Origin of the sequence: Sinorhizobium sp. P24N7 (genome assembly GCF_042436655.1) — a bacterium.
Lineage (GTDB): Bacteria > Pseudomonadota > Alphaproteobacteria > Rhizobiales > Rhizobiaceae > Sinorhizobium > Sinorhizobium meliloti_A.
Window position 1 is genome coordinate 1 of record NZ_JBHMIW010000086.1, and the last position, 658, is coordinate 658.

The following is a 658-nucleotide window of genomic DNA, read 5'->3' on the forward strand; positions in this document are numbered from 1 at the left end:
CTGTGCCGACCTTCCGAGGTCGTCCTGGAGATCCTACCCCAGGAGCAGAAGGGCGCTTTCGCGAAGGAAGACGGCCAGATCGTCGTCGACGCGAGCGGCCGGCGCGTCTAGCCGAAGCAGAGCAGACAGAGCAAGCGAAGCGACGCCTCGAGCGAGGCTGCGCACCGGACTTCATTTTCAAGGAGAACGCAGTTGCGTCCCGCCCAACCCACAATCCGCCTCTCGTTCCTCGATCGCTATCTTACGGTCTGGATATTTGCCGCCATGGCGCTCGGCCTTGTGCTCGGCACCGTGTTCGCGGGCCTGCCGGCAGCCCTCGACAGTCTTTCCGTCGGGACCACTAACGTTCCGATCGCGATCGGACTCATCCTGATGATGTATCCGCCGCTGGCCAAGGTGCATTACGAGGAACTCCATCAGGTCTTTGCCGACAAGCGCATACTAACGCTCTCCCTGGTGCAGAACTGGTTGATCGGCCCGGTGCTTATGTTCGGCCTCGCCGTGTTGTTCCTGCGCGATTATCCGGAATACATGACGGGCCTTATCCTGATTGGTCTCGCCCGCTGCATCGCCATGGTTCTCGTCTGGAACCAGCTTGCCCGCGGCGACAATCAATACGTTGCAGGTCTCGTCGCCTTCAATTCGATCTTCCAGATAC

General features: G+C 60.2%; 2 pseudogenes. Both read left to right on the forward strand.

From position 1 onward, the window contains the following. Positions 1 to 111: pseudogene (locus ACFHWW_RS34030) on the forward strand (arsenate reductase); the annotation flags it as partial. 81 nt (positions 112 to 192) lie between these two features. Then, positions 193 to 658 (forward strand): annotated as a pseudogene (locus tag ACFHWW_RS34035) (arsenic resistance protein); the annotation flags it as partial.